Source organism: Pseudoalteromonas sp. TB25 (genome assembly GCF_000497995.1).
In the GTDB taxonomy this organism is placed as follows: domain Bacteria; phylum Pseudomonadota; class Gammaproteobacteria; order Enterobacterales; family Alteromonadaceae; genus Pseudoalteromonas; species Pseudoalteromonas distincta.
This window is the reverse complement of sequence record NZ_AUTI01000393.1, coordinates 1-18465: the sequence shown is the minus strand read 5'-3', so window position 1 is coordinate 18465 and position 18465 is coordinate 1. Positions and strand designations below refer to the sequence as shown.

The following is an 18465-nucleotide window of genomic DNA, read 5'->3' as shown; positions in this document are numbered from 1 at the left end:
AAAACCTAATTTTTAGCTCAAATAAATAGTAAATTGAGCCACCTCGCAGAGAAAAACCTAATGCTCTATTAAAAATTATCTGTTTATAAGCTTATTTTTAATTAATTTCGTTAGATCAGCTCAATTAGATCATTTAATAAAATTATTTTCGATCTAAATTTAAGGTTATCAACAACCTTTATATCCACATTATGATCACCTTGTGCTTTTTATGCCTAGATTTACAATTAAGTCTTTCACTAAATAGTAATATCAATAACTTAGCGATTATTAAACAACCTAAAAGGTGTGTTTAAACAGAGCTTTCCCCACTGTTATCAACAACTTGATCAGAAGATTACATTTAAAGATATTTTGTTAAGCCTTATAATATCAACAACTTAAGGAGGCGCTTTCAAATAAGAGTAAAATTAGCACAAAAATAGTTATACAAAAAAGCACTCTTAACTTTACTGTTACTCACACTCAGTTATCATAGGCAGCAATTAAAACCAATGTGATCACTAATATTCATGAGTTCAGTAAATCTTATTGTTGGCAGCCAAATGGGATCAGCCGAGTATGTTGCAGAGCAACTAAGCTACGCGCTTAATAGCCTTGGTATTACTACACAACTACATGATCAACCTGAATTTAGCGATATTGATCAGCAAAATACCATTTGGTTAATTTGCACATCTACTTATGGTGCAGGTGATTATCCTGAAAACTTTATTAGCTTTGTTGAAGATGTGACTCAAGCTAATGATTTATCAGAATTAAAATACTCAGTAATCGCTTTAGGTGATACCAGTTATGACACTTACAACCAAGCTGGACGTAATATAGATGCCTTATTATCTCAAAAAGGCGCTATAAAAGTAGCAGAACGCTTAGAGCTTAATATTCTCGATGAAGCACTACCAGAAGACACAGCATTAGCATGGTTAGACTCTTGGATAACCAAAACAGGCTTAAAATAGATAGATCAAGTAAAAAGTTATATATAAAGTTACCCACAATTTACTAATAATTTAATAGATTTTGTGGATAAAGATTGAATAAACTGCTTTTTAAAGCATGCTTATCCATGGGATAAGATCCAACTGATTCAGCCCTGTGCATAAGGTGCCTTTTTGATCAGAGCTTATTTGCTGGATGATCCGATCATATTAACACCTTTAGATCTGATCTAATTTCATGTTTTAAATGAAGATCTAAACCTTATCAACAGAAAAGCTGATTAGTAGTAGTAATAGTAATAAAAGATCTCTTTAAAAGATCCTTTATATTATTAGAGATCACATACTTAGATCTTGCTCTTTGTTTAATCATTTATCTTCTGCCAATTTCTAGGTAGAATACGCTCCCTTTTGAAGTTTACCGGTTTGATTTAAGTAGGATCCCATTAATGATTTTTCACGAAAATTTTGACGTTATCGTAGTAGGTGGTGGACATGCTGGCACTGAAGCCGCATTAGCAGCTGCCCGTATGGGGATGAATACCNATATGGATACCCTTGGTCAAATGTCTTGTAACCCAGCGATTGGTGGGATTGGCAAAGGTCATTTGGTAAAAGAAATTGATGCGCTTGGCGGTGCAATGGCACAGGCCATTGACAAAGGCGGGATCCAATTTCGCACACTAAACTCTTCAAAAGGACCTGCTGTTCGTGCAACTCGAGCACAAGCAGATCGCGCTTTGTACAAAGCAGCTATTCAAACAACATTACAAAATCAAGATAACCTTAAGATTTTTCAACAATCATGTGATGATCTTATTGTTGAAAACGATCGTGTTACTGGCGTAGTAACTCAAATGGGTTTACGTTTTAGTGCTCCAAGTGTTGTTTTAACCGTGGGTACTTTTTTAGGTGGCCAAATACACATTGGTTTAGAAAATTACAAAGGCGGTCGTGCTGGTGATCCACCATCAATTGCATTGGCTGAACGTTTACGCGAACACCCTTTTAGAGTGGATCGCTTAAAAACAGGTACTCCGCCACGTATTGATGCACGTACTGTTGATTTTACAAAAATGGAAGCACAGCCTGGTGATATGCCAACACCTGTATTTTCATTTATGGGTAAACAATCAGATCACCCACAACAAATACCGTGTTACATCACTTACACAAACGAAAAAACACATGATGTTATTCGTAAAAACCTACATCGCTCACCTATGTACTCAGGTGTTATTGAAGGTATTGGTCCACGTTACTGCCCATCAATTGAAGATAAAATTGTACGTTTTGCGGATAAAGATAAGCACCAAATATTTGTTGAACCTGAAGGCTTAACATCATACGAATTATATCCAAATGGTATTTCTACTAGTTTACCGTTTGATGTACAGCTTGAGATTGTGCAATCTATTTCTGGTTTTGAAAATGCACATATTTGTCGACCAGGCTATGCAATAGAATATGACTACTTTGATCCACGTGATTTAAAACAGTCTTTAGAAACAAAATTTATCGAAGGCTTATTTTTCGCGGGTCAAATTAACGGCACTACCGGTTATGAAGAAGCGGGTGCACAAGGCTTAATTGCAGGTATGAATGCTGCGTTAAAAGTGCAAGGTAAAGATTCTTGGACGCCACGTCGCGATGAAGCTTACGTGGGTGTATTAATCGACGACTTAGCAACACTAGGTACGAAAGAACCGTACCGCATGTTTACTAGCCGTGCCGAATACCGTTTACTACTTCGTGAAGATAATGCAGATATTCGCTTAACTGAAAAAGGCCGTGAGCTGGGTTTAGTTAATGACGAACGTTGGCAGGCATTTAACGAAAAAATGGAAGTAATTGAGAAAGAAAAACAACGCATTAAAGATACGTGGATTCATAAAGATCACGTTGTTGTTGATCAAGTAAATGCATTACTAAAAACACCATTAACTCGTGAAGCAAGTTTAGAAGAATTACTTCGTCGTCCAGAGATTCGTTATAACGATCTTATGGCTATTGACGGTTTAGGATCTGAATTTACAAACGTAGCAGCACTTGAACAAGTTGAGATCCATACTAAATACGCAGGCTATATTGCGCGTCAACAAGATGAGATCAATAAGCAGCTTCGTCATGAGCAAACAATTTTACCAAAAGAGTTTGATTACAAAACTGTATCAGGTTTATCAAATGAGGTTGTTGCTAAGCTTATTGAGTCACGTCCAGACACTATTGGCCAAGCATCGCGTATTTCTGGTATCACCCCAGCGGCGATTTCGCTATTATTAGTGTATCTGAAGAAGCAAGGCTTATTACGCAAATCTGCGTAACGATAAGGGTACATAGTGTTACAGCAACAATTAACTACATTGTTAGCGCAAACTGATATTGCGCTAACGGAAAAACAACAGCAACAGCTAGTTCGTTACGTCGAGTTATTAGATAAGTGGAATAAAGCTTATAATTTAACTTCGGTACGCTTACCTGAAGAAATGATGATTAAGCATATTATGGATAGTTTAGTTGTTGCACCTCACTTACCCGGTCATCATTATATTGATGTTGGCACAGGGCCTGGCCTTCCAGGCATTGTATTAGCGATTGCATTACCTAACACACAATTTGTGTTACTAGATAGTCTAGGTAAACGCGTTCGCTTTTTAATGCATGTTAAACATGAGCTTGGCCTTGATAACGTAACACCTGTTCAGTCAAGAGTTGAAGAATATCAGCCAAGTGTTAAATTAGATGGCGTACTCAGTCGTGCATTTGCTTCATTACAAGATATGGTTGACTGGTGTTCGCACTTAATTGATCATTCGGGTAAATTTATAGCGCTTAAAGGTGTGTTCCCTAGTGAAGAGCTAGAGTCATTACCTACTGGCGTTAAGTTTGAGCAAAAAATTGCATTAGAAGTACCTAAGTTAGATGCACAACGACATTTAATTATTCTTTCTAAAGACTAGGGATCAGAGACACCGTGGCAAAAGTCATCGCATTAGCAAATCAAAAAGGTGGAGTGGGTAAAACTACAACCGCTGTTAACCTCGCTGCGTCTATGGCTGCAACGAAACGTAAAGTGCTGTTAATTGATCTCGATCCGCAAGGCAATGCGACTATGGGAAGTGGCGTAGATAAGTACGGCGACGTACCAACTATTTACGACTTACTCATTGAAGATAAACCTATAGAAGACGTTATTATCAAAGAAACGTCTGGCGAATACCATATGATTGCTGCAAACGGTGATGTAACCGCTGCAGAAGTTAAACTTATGGAGTTATTTGCCCGTGAAGTGCGTTTACGTAACGCACTTGAAAAAATTCAGGATCAGTACGAATTTATTTTTATCGACTGTCCACCCTCTTTAAATATGTTAACTGTTAACGCAATGGCCGCAGCCGACTCTATTTTAGTGCCAATGCAGTGTGAGTATTATGCACTTGAAGGGTTAACCGCATTAATGGATACGATTACGCAGCTTGCTAAGTTAGTAAACCCTAGCTTACAAATTGAAGGCATACTTCGTACTATGTATGATCCGCGTAACCGTTTAGCGAATGACGTATCAGAACAATTAAAACAACATTTTGGCGACAAAGTATACCGTACGGTGATCCCGCGTAATGTTCGTTTAGCAGAGGCACCTAGTTTTGGTACACCTGCTATGTATTATGACCGGGCATCAAGTGGCGCTAAAGCATATTTAGCACTCGCTGGTGAAATGTTACGTAGAAAAGAAAAAACAGCGTCCGTTGTCGCCTAACTTTGAGGTAAAAAAATAACATGTCTGCTAAAAAACGAGGTTTAGGCCGAGGACTCGATGCACTTTTAAGTTCGTCAAAGCCTGCACCAAGCGTAAGCAAGGAACAAGACACATCAAACGTGACTGAAGCTGTAAAAAATGCGGCTGAGCCAACTAACAGTGAATTACAAAAACTCCCAATCGAGTTTTTACACTCTGGTAAATATCAACCTCGTAAAGACATGTCCGAAGAGGCACTAGAAGAGCTTGCTAGTTCTATTCGCTCACAAGGTATTATTCAACCTATAGTCGTGCGCCCTATTGCACAAAATAGTTTTGAAATTATCGCTGGTGAGCGTCGTTGGCGTGCAGCGCAAATAGCTAAGCTTGAAACAGTACCTTGTATTATAAAAGACGTACCAGATGAAGCTGCAGTTGCTATTGCGCTAATAGAAAATATTCAGCGTGAAGACTTAAATGCCATGGAAGAAGCGGTTGCGTTAAATCGCTTACTTAATGAGTTTGAACTAACACATCAACAAGTAGCAGATGCAGTTGGTAAATCACGTACTACAGTAACTAACTTACTTCGTTTAAATAATTTAAACAGTGATGTAAAAATTCTGTTAGAACATGGCGACATTGAAATGGGGCACGCTCGTTGTTTATTAGCCCTTGAGGGAGAAGCACAATCAGATGCTGCTCGTTTAGCTGTCGCTAAAGCACTAACCGTTCGTGAAACCGAGAAGTTAGTTCGTTCAATTTTAGAACCAGTGCCAGCTAAAGAAATAGCTGAAAAAGATCCAGATGTTAAACAGTTAGAGCAACAACTCGCTGAAAACCTAGGTGCCAAAGTAGAAATAAATTACAACAAAAAAGGCAAAGGTAAGCTTGTTATTTCTTATATTAATTTGGACGAACTTGACGGCATTTTAAATCGCATTAATCAAGACAATACCCACCATTAGTTTTCTACATGTCTAAAAAGGGACATTTGTAGCTATTTCGTGTTACAAAGCGTCTACTCAAGTTGCAAAACTGGCAGGATTAAGTATAATTTCGCCAGTTTTCACACCCTAACAATTAGAACGCAATAAAGGTTAACTAAACGTGACTGATAAGTTAGCGAGTCCATATCGACTTGCCGTATTAAAGTTAATTTGCCTTCAGGGTGTTGTAGCATTAGTTGCTGCTGTAATTATTTGTTTTAGTTCGGGAGTCAATGCCGCGCTTTCATCACTCGCTGGTGGAGTTGTCGCAGTACTTCCGCACTTTGTATTTGGTCTTTATGCATTCAGACATATGGGTGCAAGTCGAGCAAATCAAGCGTATGCCTCGTTGAAACGCGGCAACGGATTAAAATTTATGCTAACAATTGTATTGTTTGCGCTAGTACTGAAGCATTTTCCGGTAATTTTATTACCCTTTTTTAGTACTTATATACTGGCGCTCTTTACTGGATTGTTCGCACCCGTTTTTTTTAAACATTAACTTTGGGATATAACATGGCAGCAGAAGAAGTTACTCTATCTGGCCATATCCAGCACCATTTGACCAATGCTAAGATGTGTTCGACCGATACAGGTCTCGCCTTCAATAAAGCATGTACGGATAGTGGTTTCTGGACATGGCATATAGATACCCTCGCATGGTCTATCGGTTTAGGTCTTATATTTTTATGGATCTTTCGTAGTGCCGCTAAAAAATCAACACTAGGTGTACCTGGAAAATTTCAATGTTTCATTGAAATGGTAGTAGAGTTTGTTGGTGACAACGTACGTGATACTTTCCATGGTAAAAGCAAGCTTATTGCACCATTAGCATTAACAATATTCGTTTGGATATTTTTAATGAACTTAATGGATTTAATACCGGTTGACTTTTTACCTGCATTGGCTGGTTTTGTTGGTGAAACTGCGTTTGGTATGGATTCACACGATGTGTACATGAAAATTGTACCAACGACTGACATTAATATGACTGCAGCGCTAGCGCTGGGTGTATTTATTTTAATGATAGGCTACTCAATTAAAATAAAAGGAATCGGTGGTTTTATTAAAGAACTAACACTTCACCCGTTTAGTTCAAATAATACTGCACTACAAATCCTTTTAATCCCGTTTAACTTATTACTTGAACTGATTGCGCTGGTTTCTAAACCGTTTTCATTAGCGCTACGTCTGTTTGGTAACTTATATGCAGGTGAATTGATTTTCATCTTGATCGGCGCTATCGGATTTATGCAATTACCATTGCATTTTGTTTGGGCTGTATTCCACATCTTAGTAATTGTATTGCAAGCATTCGTATTTATGATGCTAACAATCGTATACCTAAGCATGGCTAGCTCAGATAATCACTAATTTTATATTTACAATTTTACTTTTACTTTTAACTTTACAATTGAAACTTTGGAGAAATAAATGGAAGCTTTAGAATTATTAAACGGCTTAAAATACATCGCAGTAGCTTTACTAATCGGTTTTGGTGCAATCGGCACTGCAATCGGTTTTGGTAACATGGGCGGTAAATTCCTTGAAGCATGTGCGCGTCAACCTGAGCTTGCACCTTCGCTACAAGTTAAGATGTTTATTCTTGCTGGTCTAATCGATGCTGTAGCAATGATTGGTGTTGGTATCGCTATGGTATTGTTGTTCGTACTTTAATTTTATTTTTTGAACAGCTTACTATTTAAGGAGGAGCGGTTGTGAATTTAAACGCCACTCTTATCGGTGAATTGATTGCGTTTACGGTGTTCGTATTATTTTGTATGAAATACGTATGGCCACCACTAAACGGTGCAATTGAAGCTCGCCAGAAAAAAATCGAAGATGGTTTAGCTGCCTCTGATAGAGCCGAAAAAGACTTAGAACTTGCGCAAAAGAAAGCTGCTGAACAGCTTAAAGATGCAAAAGCTCAAGCGGCTGATATCATTGATCAAGCTAAAAAGCGTGCAGTGCTAATTGTTGACGAAGAAACACTTCGTGGTCAGCAAGAGCGTGAAAGTATCATTGCTCAAGGGCACTCTGAAGTTGAGTCTGAACGTAATCGCATAACAGAAGAGCTACGTAAGCAAGTAGCAACTCTGGCAGTGATTGGTGCAGAACGTATTTTAGAGCGTGAAATTAATCAAGCCGCACATAGTGACATCGTTGAAAAACTTGTCGCTGAGCTGTAATTAGGAGGGTATGAGCATGTCTAATTTGACTACTATCGCTCGCCCATACGCTAAAGCGGCTTTTGAACTTGCCGTTGAGAAAGGCACTCTAGAAAGCTGGAATGATATGTTGTTCTTTGCAGGCCACGTAGCCAGCAATGAACAAGCATCATCTGCTTTAGCAGGTATGCCTACAGCTACTGCACAAGCTGAGTTATTTATTCAACTTTGTGCTGAGCAGCTCAACGAACAAGGTCAGAACCTAGTTAAGGTGATGGCTGAAAATGGACGTTTGACAGCTCTACCTGACGTTGCTGAGTTATTTGCTGAATTTAAAGCAGAATACGATAAAGAAATCGAAGTAGATGTGATTTCTGCAACTCCTCTTGTTGCTGCGCAACAAGAGTCATTGGTAGCGGCACTTGAAAAACGTTTCGCACGCAAAGTTAAGCTGAATTGTAGTGAAGACGCGTCAGTGGTTGGTGGACTTATTATTAGGTCTGGCGACACTGTAATCGACGGTACTATTCGCGGTAAATTAAGCCGCTTAGCTACAACACTACAATCGTAATTGGGAAAAAGAGCATGCAACTTAATTCCACTGAAATTTCAGATCTGATCAAACAACGTATTGAGAAGTTCGAAGTTGTAAGTGAAGCTCGTAACGAAGGTACTATTGTATCTGTTACTGACGGTATCATCCGCATCCACGGTCTTGCTGACTGTATGCAAGGTGAAATGATTGAGCTTCCTGGCAGCCGTTATGCTATCGCACTAAACCTTGAGCGCGACTCAATTGGTGCAGTAGTAATGGGTCCGTACGCTGACCTTACTGAAGGCGTAAAAGTATATACAACTGGTCGTATTTTAGAAGTTCCTGTTGGTCCTGGTCTACTTGGTCGTGTTGTAAACACACTAGGTGCTCCAATCGATGGTAAAGGCGCTTTAGATAACGACGGGTTTGAACCTGTAGAAAAAATTGCACCAGGTGTAATCGAGCGTAAATCAGTAGATGAGCCAGTTCAAACTGGTTATAAATCTATCGATGCGATGATTCCAGTTGGTCGTGGTCAACGTGAACTTATCATCGGTGACCGTCAAACAGGTAAAACTGCACTAGCAATCGATGCAATCATCAATCAAAAAGACACAGGCGTTAAGTGTGTGTACGTTGCGATTGGTCAAAAAGCATCTACTATTGCAAACGTAGTTCGTAAATTAGAAGAGCATGGTGCATTAGCAAATACTATCGTAGTTGTTGCATCTGCTTCTGAATCTGCGGCACTTCAGTACTTAGCACCGTTCGCGGGCTGTACTATGGGTGAATACTTCCGTGACCGTGGTGAAAACGCATTAATCGTATATGATGATTTGTCTAAGCAAGCAGTTGCTTACCGTCAAATTTCATTACTACTTAAGCGTCCACCAGGCCGTGAAGCATACCCAGGTGACGTATTCTACCTTCACTCTCGTCTTTTAGAGCGTGCATCGCGTGTAAACGCAGATTACGTTGAAAAGTTCACTAATGGTGAAGTGAAAGGTAAAACTGGTTCATTGACGGCATTGCCAATCATTGAAACTCAAGGCGGCGACGTTTCTGCGTTCGTACCGACTAACGTTATCTCTATCACCGATGGTCAGATCTTCTTAGAAACTGACTTATTCAACTCAGGTATCCGTCCGGCAGTAAATGCTGGTATCTCGGTATCGCGTGTTGGTGGTGCTGCACAAACTAAAATCGTTAAGAAACTAGGTGGCGGTATTCGTCTAGCCCTAGCTCAGTACCGTGAATTAGCTGCGTTCTCGCAGTTCGCGTCTGACCTTGATGATGCTACTCGTGCTCAACTTGAGCATGGTGAGCGTGTAACAGAGCTAATGAAGCAGAAACAGTACGCGCCAATGTCTGTTGCTGAAATGTCTTTGTCGTTATTTGCTGCTGAAAAAGGCTTCCTTCAAGACATCGAAATTTCGAAAATCGGTGACTTTGAAGCAGCTTTACTTTCGTATGCAACTAGCACATACGCAGAGCTTGTGGCTCAAATCAATGAAACTGGTAACTTGAATGCCGAGATCGAAGCGCAGCTTAAAGAACTTCTTACGAAGTTCAAGTCTACGCAAACTTGGTAATTTAGTTATTAATGGTGCGCTTTAGGAAACTAAAGCACACCTTGATTCGGAGAGAGAGTCATGGCCAGCGGAAAAGAGATTAAAAGCAAGATCGGGAGTATTAAAAATACTCAAAAGATCACTAGCGCAATGGAAATGGTTGCTGCGTCTAAAATGAAAAGGGCGCAAGAACGCGTTGCTTCAAGCCGTCCATACGCTAATAAATTACGTGAAGTAATTGGTCGTGTTGCTCAAGCAAATCTTGATTTTACTCACCCGTTCTTAAAAGAACGTGAAGTGAAACGAGTTGGTTATATTGTTATCTCTACAGACCGTGGTCTGTGTGGCGGTTTAAACTCAAACGAGTTTAAGAAAGTTGCACTTGATGTTAAAGCGTGGAAAGAGAAAGGTGTTGATGCTGAATTTGCTACTTTAGGTAGTAAGGCAGCAGGCTTCTTTCAACGTTTTGGTGGTCAACTACTCGCTAAAAAAGCGGGCCTAGGAGATAAACCTTCAGTACAAGACGTTATTGGTCCTGTAAAAATTATGCTTGATGCATTTTCTGAAGGCAAAATAGACCGTTTATTCTTGGTATATAACAAATTCGTTAATACCATGAAGCAAGAGCCAATTATAGATCAGTTACTCCCTTTGCCAAAAGCTGAAGAAGAAGTATCTGCTCACACATGGGATTACTTATACGAGCCAAACCCAGAGGCTATTTTAGAGTCTTTGTTAGTACGCTTTATTGAGTCTCAAGCATACCAAGGTGTGGTAGAAAATGCTGCCTCAGAACAGGCTGCTCGTATGGTTGCAATGAAAGCTGCAACTGATAACGCAGGTGACCTTATGGACGAGCTACAGCTTGTTTATAACAAGGCTCGCCAAGCAGCAATCACACAAGAAATTAGTGAGATTTGTTCTGGCTCAGCAGCAGTTTAATGCTTCAGGTAAAGATTAACGAGAGGAATAGACATGAGTTTAGGTAAGGTCGTCCAAATTATCGGCGCCGTTGTGGATATTGAATTTCCACAAGATAGCGTGCCAGCGGTATACCACGCACTAAGAGTAACAGATGGCGATTTAGCTGGTTTGACTTTAGAAGTTCAACAACAGCTAGGTGGCGGTGTAGTGCGTACTATCGCTATGGGTACTACTGATGGTTTACGTCGTAGTGCTTTAGTTATGAATACAGGTGAATCGATTCAAGTTCCAGTTGGTAAAGCAACACTTGGTCGTATCATGAACGTACTTGGTGAGCCAATCGATGAAGCGGGTCCAATCGGCGAAGAAGACCGTATGTCTATTCACCGTGCAGCGCCTTCATACGAAGAGCAATCAAGTTCAGTTGAGCTTTTAGAAACTGGTATTAAGGTTATCGACCTTGTATGTCCATTTGCTAAAGGTGGTAAAGTTGGTTTATTCGGTGGTGCCGGTGTTGGTAAAACTGTAAACATGATGGAACTTATCCGTAACATCGCAATCGAGCACAGCGGCTACTCAGTATTCGCAGGTGTTGGTGAGCGTACACGTGAGGGTAACGATTTCTACCATGAGATGAACGATTCAAACGTACTTGATAAAGTATCGCTTGTATACGGTCAGATGAACGAGCCTCCAGGTAACCGTTTACGCGTAGCGTTAACAGGTCTTACTATGGCTGAAAAGTTCCGTGATGAAGGTCGCGATGTACTTTTCTTCGTAGATAATATCTACCGTTATACACTTGCTGGTACAGAAGTATCTGCACTTCTTGGTCGTATGCCGTCAGCGGTAGGTTACCAGCCTACACTTGCTGAAGAAATGGGTGTGCTTCAAGAGCGTATCGCTTCAACTAAGACGGGTTCAATTACATCAATCCAAGCGGTATACGTACCTGCGGATGATTTAACGGATCCATCTCCAGCAACTACCTTTGCTCACTTAGACGCAACAGTAGTACTTTCACGTGATATCGCATCACTTGGTATCTACCCAGCGGTAGATCCACTTGATTCATCTTCGCGTCAACTTGACCCACAAGTAATTGGTCAAGAGCACTACGATACAGCACGTGGCGTTCAAACAGTTCTTCAGCGTTACAAAGAACTTAAAGACATCATTGCAATCCTAGGTATGGACGAGCTTTCTGACGAAGATAAGCAACTTGTATCTCGTGCACGTAAAATCCAACGTTTCCTATCTCAGCCATTCTTCGTGGCAGAGGTGTTTACAGGCGCGTCTGGTAAATACGTATCACTGAAAGATACAATTGCTGGCTTCAAAGGCATTTTAAACGGCGAGTTTGATGAGCTTCCAGAGCAAGCGTTTTACATGGTTGGCTCTATCGAAGAAGCTCAAGAAAAAGCCAAAGGCATGTAACTAGGAGGGTAGTATGACAGCTATGACTGTACATCTTGACGTAGTAAGCGCAGAGCAGAGCTTGTTCTCTGGTCTTGTTGAATCGATTCAAGTATCTGGTAGTGAAGGCGAGCTGGGTGTAAACCTAGGTCATGCTCCACTACTAACTGCCCTTAAACCTGGTATGGTACGTTTAGTTAAGCAATATGGTCACGAAGATGTGTTATATGTTGCTGGCGGTACATTAGAAGTTCAACCAAATCACATCACGATTCTTGCAGATACTGCGGTTCGTGGTGAAGATTTAGATGAAGATTCTGTACAAAAAGCTAAACGTGAAGCTGAAGAACATATGGCGAATTCGTCAGCTGTTGAGTTTGATTATCAACAAGCGGCTACGCGACTGGCAGAAGCAGTTGCTCAGTTACGCGTAATTCAGCAATTACGTCACAAGTAAGCCTATCCGGTTTTGAAAAGCCCACTTTATGTGGGCTTTTTTGTGTCTGTAATTTAAACATGGTGTATCGCTTATTTATAATTGTTAAATAACAGGTCTATCAGACTATTATCTGTGCTTTATCACTTATATCCTTCACCAATCCTCGCTACAATAACGTCATCCAATTAAGTGTGTTTTTCAGTCAATATTCAGTACGAATAAACTAACCTACTGAGTATTTGCACAAGAAGTGATTTACGTAATCTTCTGCACAAACATAATACTTATTTAGCTAAAACAACGGAAAAAGGAAATTGTTTTAATGGCTCTAACAACTGTTATTCTTGCTGCGGGTAAAGGTACTCGTATGCGCTCTGCTCTACCTAAAGTTTTGCACAATGTTGCAGGTAAACCAATGGTACAGCACGTTATTGATAATGCGATGGCATTAGGTGCAACGACTACAAACTTAGTTTACGGACACGGCGGCGATCTATTACAACAACAACTTGCCGATAACGATGTAAATTGGGTACTTCAAGCAGAACAACTCGGTACTGGCCACGCAGTAGCGCAAGCCAACTCTCATATTAACGATGAAGACACAGTATTGATTTTATACGGCGATGTACCGCTAACAAAACAATCAACTCTAGAGCGTTTATTAGCTGCAACACCTAAAAATGGTTTAGCGGTATTAACGGTAAATTTGGTAAACCCAAATGGCTATGGTCGCATGCTTCGTGTTGGTGGTAAGTTAGTCGGTATTGTTGAGCAAAAAGATGCAAGCTCAGAGCAGTTACTTATTAACGAAGTAAATACAGGCATTATGGCTGTTAACGGTAAGCTATTAAAAACATGGTTAGGTAACTTATCTAACAATAATGCACAAGGCGAGTACTACTTAACAGATATCGTTGCAATGGCTCACAGTGAAGGCGTAGAGATCACTTCAGCGCAACCAGATCATGCAATGGAAGTTGAAGGCGCAAATAACCGCGTACAACTTGCAGGCTTAGAGCGCGCTTACCAAGCATGGCAAGCAGAAGAGTTAATGTTAAATGGCGCTACCCTGGCCGACCCTGCTCGTATTGATGTTCGCGGCAATGTTAAAACAGGCGAAGACGTATTAGTTGATATAAACGTTATCTTTGAAGGTAATGTGACCCTTGGTAACAATGTACAAATTGGCCCTAACTGTGTACTTAAAAACTGTACCATAGGCGATAACGTGGTAATAAAGGCGAATACCTTAATTGAAGATGCAAGCGTAGCTGCTAAATGTACGCTGGGCCCTTATGCTCGCCTTCGCCCTGGCGCTGTTATGGAAGAAGACTCACACATTGGTAACTTTGTTGAGATGAAAAAAACCCGTTTAGGCAAAGGCTCAAAAGCCAACCACTTAAGTTATTTAGGTGATGCTGAAATTGGCGAAAAAGTGAATATTGGCGCTGGTACTATTACCTGCAACTACGATGGTGTTAATAAATCAAAAACTATTATTGGCGATAATGCTTTTATTGGCTCTAATTCATCACTCGTTGCCCCAGTAAATATAGGCGCAACTGCAACAATTGGTGCAGGCTCTGTGATCACCAGTACCGTTGAAGATGACCAATTAGCAATAGCACGCTCTAAACAGCGTAATTTAACGGGTTGGAAACGCCCAGTTAAAAAATAATAAGCCAACACCTTTTTAAAGCGAGTTATATACTCGCTTTTTTATTGCTTATATTTTGACTATTATTTAAACTTATGATTAACGGATTAAAAAATACACTTAAGGAACTCCTATGTCTGCATATGCTCGCCGTGCTATTGCCGAAAGGCAACGTCAAAATCAAATTAAAAGTCTTCTATCAGGTAACAATCACACGCTGATACAAATGAATTCTGCAGAGTTTGTAGAATACATTATTTCTGTAAAGATGAAGCAAGGTAAATCTCGTTCAGAAGTGGTTGATTGGCTTGATGAGTTACTGGAAGAGCATAATTCACTATCAAGTAAATGGAAACGAATTAAAGATCCATTAAAGACAGGGGGTGGGTTATACCCTTTATTTGATGATATGAAGGCATTAGCCATTATAGCGGCTGCAATGCAGCGCCAAGGTAATGTTTTTGGTAAGTTTAAAATTAAAGTTTATAATGGTTCCCCTGCTATTATAATGTCTTCTTATCCTGGTATCAAAGCTCATTTAACGGGTACTCGTTATTTAGCAAGTAACCCCAAACTTTTTACTATCGGTGTCGGTAAATTAGAAGCTGCAAAAGCTATGAAGGGTGGGTTTGTGCTCACTCTAGTAATTTCAGTGACATTTCATGCTACAGACTACCTTTTAAACGATCAAAAAACATGGCATGACTTAGTGGCAGGTGTAGCCGTGGATATGGCTGTAGTTGGAGCTGCTATTGTGACTACTAGTACAATATTAGGTGTCGCATCAGCAGCATCAGCAGGTTTAGCAACAATAATTGCAGGTACAGTATTAGTGCCCTTGTTGGTTGTTGTAATCGTTGGGGTGGCTTTTTCAATTGCATTTTCAGATACCAGTGATTATGTAAAAGTACTTTCTGATGAGTTAAGAAATATTGAAAATAAGATACAGAGTGGTGTAGTTAAAATTAAGGCTGGAGCGCAAAAAATTAATAGCGAATATAAAGAAAATCCAAATGAATTTTTACATGAAACCTTTGGAGTTCCTATGTTTAAAAAAACTAGGTCTTATAACTTGTGAAGTTTTTAGAATGGAAAAAAGCAGATAAAAAGTTATCTCTTGCAAATATGAAAGAATTAGCATCTGTTTTTTTCTTGTTAATTGTTAGTGGGGGACTGTGCTACAAGATAGCCTTAAACTTTTTTTCCGAAGTGGAAACTATATTTTTAGTTAGTCAGCCTCAATTTTTTATCAAAGAGCAAGCCACCATACTATTATCTTTTTTATTATTACCTTGCTTATTTTTAACGTTTTTATCAACTTTACAGCGTTTTTTGGGGTTTGATATAAAGTTAACTTTAATTAATGCATTTAAAAGTGCAGTTGTAGGTTTAATTGTTTTATTAATTCTATCAATCCCGACGAATCTTGTTATAGAGTCTAATTTAAAAAGCAAAGGTTACACTTATTGTAGTTGGTACACCGGACCCTCACTTCGAGCGCCTGATGTTTGGCTAAAAAACGATGAGTTATGCTTACAAGGTGGCTCTGTCATAATCAGTGATATAGCCGATTGGTTCGAGCAAAAAAACCAACAAGGTATTGAACCTTCTGTTGATGAGCTAAAAGAGTTTATAGAAGAAACTCGAAAAAGGCGTAATGAGCATATTAATAGCTTTTAGTTACAAAGCTGATTTCATGGGTAATAAGCTACTCCTTAGCTGCAAGCGAGTTTAACACTCGCTTTTTTATTGCCGAAAGCTAATCAAAATAAAACTGCCATAATCTTGTCATGCCTGTGTGTTGATATTTAGCAAATACAATACTAAGGAAAATCACATGTTTAAAAAATCAATTATTGCGCTGTCACTTATATCTGTTCTTACTGGTTGCTCACTTGATGGTGACGATGGTCAAAACGGCTCTCAAGGATTACAGGGAGAACAAGGCACAGATGGAATTAATGGGTTAAATGGTATAAATGCCAATTCAGCATTAAATATTAACCTTGTGGGTAGAGGTGTATTAAATGCACAAAGCCCAGAAGGTGCAGCTGAAATAGTTGCATATCAAGCATCTAAAAAATGGATTTACGCTATTAACAGTTCAGGTGATGACGCTGTTGTTAATATTTTACCCGCAGACACCTTTGATACTGCCGCACTTGTTAAAGATAACGAAGGGGTTATAAGCGCCACTAACTTAACCTCGGTCATTACGCTACCTTTAAACGAGAACACCCAAGGCGATGCAAACAGCATTGCTATTGATGAAAACAATAATTTACTAGCGGTTGCAATGGCTGCTGAAAGCACGGGTGATGAAGGTCAAATTGCTTTTTACGATATAAGCGGCGAATCACCTGTCTTTATTAAAAATGTTACAGTCGGATTTTTACCAGACATGGTGACGTTCACCCACGATGGCGCAAAGGCAGTGGTTGCTAACGAAGGTGAACCAAGTGGCGACTACAGCGTAGATCCTGAAGGTTCTATTAGTATTATCGATATAACAAATAATGTAATAGCTGATACAGCAATAAATATTGATTTTAAAGCCTATAACAACAAACAAACCGAACTAGAAGCGCAAGGGGTCGTTTTTGCAAATCCAAATGGTCGTACTATTAACGGTAATCTAATAAATACCACAGTAGCTATGGATTTAGAGCCCGAGTACGTTAGCATTTCTAAAGATAACAAATATGCTTATGTATCTATTCAAGAAAACAATGCACTTGCAATAGTTAACCTACAAGACAACAGTCTTGAGCTAAAGGGCTTAGGCTTTAAAGAGTGGTCAAGCTTACAACTTGATGCCTCAGATAAAGATGGCGGCGTTAATTTTAAATCATACCCAGGGCTCTATGGTATGTACCAGCCCGATACTATCTCAAGCTTTAGTTGGAAAGGCGCTAACTTTATAGTCACTGCCAACGAAGGTGACGCAAGAGAATACTTTTTTGATACAACGGATGAAGCAGACTGTATAGCAAAGGGCGGACTTGATTACGATGAAGACGATGGCTGCTTAGCTTATATAGATGAAAGCCGCGTTGAAGACTTAACGCTTGCAGCTAATTTTGATTACTTAAATAACGACGATAACGATATTGGTCGCTTAAAAGTAACAACAATAAAAGGCGATACTAATAATGATGGTCAATACGAATCGCTTTATGCTTATGGTGCACGTTCGTTTACCATTTGGGACAGCAATGGGCTGGTGGTGTTTGATTCAGGCGATGATATAGGTCGAATTACTGCATCGGTTCATGGTGAAGCATTTAACAACAATGAAGATGAAAACAAAGGTGACTCACGCTCAGATGATAAAGGCGCAGAGCCAGAAGCGCTGACTATTGGTAAAATTGACGATCGTACATTTGCTTTTATAGGGCTCGAGCGTATGGGTGGGATTATGGTTTATGATATTACCAATCCATATAATGTGCAGTTTGAAGACTACTTCTATAATAGAGGCTTAATTAAAGACGCTAATATTACAGGCGATTTAGCGCCTGAAGGAATGGTATTCGTTCCAGCTGAGCAAAGTGCTACAGGAAACCCACTCTTAATCGTTGGAAATGAAATATCAGGCTCTATTGCCGTATGGGAAATAGCATCTAAATAAACCTTTAATTTAAAATAAAGCTGTGTGTTGTTTGTTTAACATACAGCTTAGTTTAAACCTTACTAATACCTCATCAATAGATACTTATATTGTGCGTGTTTTTTAAACTAAAAGTATCCTGTAGCCCTTTATTTGTATAGCTTTCATACTAAATTCATTTAATTGTCAAAAAGCTGAAATAAAACATTGACCCCCGCTCGAATCTCCCTATAATGCGACCCCACTGAGACGGGAAACAGCAACGCATAGCGAGGCACGAACAACTCAGGGTGTTAAGTAAAACTTAGATTGAATCTTTTTAGAAAGTTTAAATTTAAGTGTTGACAAAAAAATAGGAAAGCGTAATATGCGCAGCCCTAGCGAGATAAAGTTCAACTTTATAATCGCAACGTTCTTTAACAATATAAAGCAATCATCTGTGTGGGCACTCGTACAGATTGAGTTCTAACAGC

The 18465-nt window shown here is 39.5% G+C and carries 18 protein-coding genes; all 18 read left to right on the top strand.

The window, feature by feature from the left end; all coding sequences use genetic code 11:
* Window positions 1-512: 512 nt before the first annotated feature.
* The 18 genes from L652_RS0117205 (at window position 513) to L652_RS0117120 (ending at window position 18013) form a co-directional block, all read left to right on the top strand.
* On the top strand, window positions 513-962 hold the full coding sequence (locus L652_RS0117205) for a flavodoxin domain-containing protein (protein ID WP_024597180.1): 450 nt from the start codon (window positions 513-515) through the stop codon (window positions 960-962).
* A gap of 428 nt (window positions 963-1390) precedes the next feature.
* The gene (gene mnmG / locus L652_RS0117200; protein WP_024603574.1) at window positions 1391-3265 is read left to right on the top strand and encodes a tRNA uridine-5-carboxymethylaminomethyl(34) synthesis enzyme MnmG; all 1875 of its coding nucleotides are present in this window, start codon (window positions 1391-1393) and stop codon (window positions 3263-3265) included.
* Window positions 3266-3280: 15 nt separating this feature from the next.
* Window positions 3281-3901 (top strand): 16S rRNA (guanine(527)-N(7))-methyltransferase RsmG, encoded by a 621-nt coding sequence (gene rsmG, locus L652_RS0117195; RefSeq protein ID WP_004335232.1) that lies wholly within the window; start codon window positions 3281-3283, stop codon window positions 3899-3901.
* Between the two features lie 14 nt (window positions 3902-3915).
* A complete protein-coding gene (locus L652_RS0117190) occupies window positions 3916-4701 on the top strand; it encodes a ParA family protein (protein ID WP_004335235.1) in 786 nt (261 codons plus the stop codon).
* A 20-nt stretch (window positions 4702-4721) separates the two neighbouring features.
* Entirely contained in the window at window positions 4722-5648 is a 927-nt protein-coding gene (locus L652_RS0117185) for a ParB/RepB/Spo0J family partition protein (RefSeq protein WP_024597179.1), read from the top strand.
* Window positions 5649-5790: 142 nt separating this feature from the next.
* Window positions 5791-6171 carry an ATP synthase subunit I gene (locus L652_RS0117180; protein WP_004335240.1) on the top strand — a complete coding sequence of 127 codons (381 nt, stop codon included), beginning with the start codon at window positions 5791-5793 and terminating at the stop codon, window positions 6169-6171.
* Between the two features lie 14 nt (window positions 6172-6185).
* Entirely contained in the window at window positions 6186-7043 is an 858-nt protein-coding gene (gene atpB, locus L652_RS0117175) for a F0F1 ATP synthase subunit A (RefSeq protein ID WP_024597178.1), read from the top strand.
* A gap of 60 nt (window positions 7044-7103) precedes the next feature.
* A complete protein-coding gene (gene atpE / locus L652_RS0117170; protein ID WP_008112128.1) occupies window positions 7104-7346 on the top strand; it encodes a F0F1 ATP synthase subunit C in 243 nt (80 codons plus the stop codon).
* Window positions 7347-7387: 41 nt separating this feature from the next.
* Complete coding sequence (gene atpF / locus L652_RS0117165) at window positions 7388-7858, top strand: F0F1 ATP synthase subunit B (RefSeq protein WP_004335264.1); 471 nt, start codon at window positions 7388-7390, stop codon at window positions 7856-7858.
* A 16-nt stretch (window positions 7859-7874) separates the two neighbouring features.
* Window positions 7875-8408 (top strand): F0F1 ATP synthase subunit delta, encoded by a 534-nt coding sequence (gene atpH, locus L652_RS0117160; RefSeq protein WP_004335267.1) that lies wholly within the window; start codon window positions 7875-7877, stop codon window positions 8406-8408.
* A gap of 14 nt (window positions 8409-8422) precedes the next feature.
* Window positions 8423-9964, top strand: coding sequence for a F0F1 ATP synthase subunit alpha (gene atpA / locus L652_RS0117155; RefSeq protein ID WP_024597177.1), 1542 nt, complete (start codon window positions 8423-8425; stop codon window positions 9962-9964).
* A 60-nt stretch (window positions 9965-10024) separates the two neighbouring features.
* Complete coding sequence (gene atpG, locus L652_RS0117150) at window positions 10025-10885, top strand: F0F1 ATP synthase subunit gamma (RefSeq protein WP_024597176.1); 861 nt, start codon at window positions 10025-10027, stop codon at window positions 10883-10885.
* 33 nt (window positions 10886-10918) lie between these two features.
* The gene (gene atpD / locus L652_RS0117145; RefSeq protein ID WP_004335274.1) at window positions 10919-12304 is read left to right on the top strand and encodes a F0F1 ATP synthase subunit beta; all 1386 of its coding nucleotides are present in this window, start codon (window positions 10919-10921) and stop codon (window positions 12302-12304) included.
* Between the two features lie 13 nt (window positions 12305-12317).
* Entirely contained in the window at window positions 12318-12740 is a 423-nt protein-coding gene (locus L652_RS0117140; protein ID WP_004335277.1) for a F0F1 ATP synthase subunit epsilon, read from the top strand.
* Between the two features lie 304 nt (window positions 12741-13044).
* Complete coding sequence (gene glmU, locus L652_RS0117135) at window positions 13045-14403, top strand: bifunctional UDP-N-acetylglucosamine diphosphorylase/glucosamine-1-phosphate N-acetyltransferase GlmU (protein WP_002962912.1); 1359 nt, start codon at window positions 13045-13047, stop codon at window positions 14401-14403.
* Between the two features lie 112 nt (window positions 14404-14515).
* On the top strand, window positions 14516-15460 hold the full coding sequence (locus tag L652_RS0117130) for a hypothetical protein (protein WP_024597175.1): 945 nt from the start codon (window positions 14516-14518) through the stop codon (window positions 15458-15460).
* On the top strand, window positions 15457-16062 hold the full coding sequence (locus tag L652_RS0117125; RefSeq protein ID WP_024597174.1) for a DUF1240 domain-containing protein: 606 nt from the start codon (window positions 15457-15459) through the stop codon (window positions 16060-16062). Before L652_RS0117130 ends, L652_RS0117125 begins: the two co-directional genes overlap by 4 nt.
* Before the next feature lie 157 nt (window positions 16063-16219).
* Window positions 16220-18013 (top strand): choice-of-anchor I family protein, encoded by a 1794-nt coding sequence (locus L652_RS0117120; RefSeq protein WP_024597173.1) that lies wholly within the window; start codon window positions 16220-16222, stop codon window positions 18011-18013.
* Window positions 18014-18465 lie beyond the last annotated feature (452 nt).